A 574-nucleotide genomic window follows, 5' to 3' on the forward strand; every position below is an offset into this window, starting at 1 on the left:
GTTGACATCCTTCACCGTGCAGGAGAACCACGCCGAGAGCTTCGCGAAGGTGATCGCGGAGCTACGTTGAGCCGCAACGACGTTCGACACTGGTCGGCAAATGTTGAGAACAGGCTGAACGACCCCAAGAACTGGCACAATTTACCGGCCGAGCCCTGGTGGGCGCGGCGCCGACGCTCTTAGCATGCCCGCATGGAAAGGCTCAGCGGCCTCGACGCGAGTTTCCTGTACACCGAAACGCCCACCCAGCCGCTGAACGTGTGCTCCGTCGTGGAGCTGGACACCTCGACCATGCCCGGTGGCTACACCTTCGATCGGCTGCGCGACGGGTTGGAGCTGCGGATCAAGGCGTTGCCGGAGTTGCGGGCAAAGCTGGCAGATAGCCGGCTCAACCTGGATCAGCCGGTGTGGGTGGAAGACAGCGACTTCGACGTCGAGCGGCATCTCAAACGCGTCGGCCTGCCGGCACCAGGCAGGCGAAAAGAACTCGCCGAAATCTGTTCAGACGTCGCGTCGCAGCCCCTGGATCGCAGCAAACCGCTGTGGGAGATGTGGGTGATCGAGCGCGCCGCCG

General features: G+C 63.4%; 1 protein-coding gene. It reads left to right on the top strand.

Annotated features, from left to right (window positions below; all coding sequences use genetic code 11):
• Positions 1 to 192: 192 nt before the first annotated feature.
• On the top strand, positions 193 to 574 hold a 382-nt coding region (locus F6Q13_RS19830), incomplete at its 3' end, for a wax ester/triacylglycerol synthase domain-containing protein (RefSeq protein ID WP_293060106.1).

Origin of the sequence: Mycobacterium sp., from assembly GCF_008709575.1 — a bacterium.
Lineage (GTDB): Bacteria > Actinomycetota > Actinomycetes > Mycobacteriales > Mycobacteriaceae > Mycobacterium.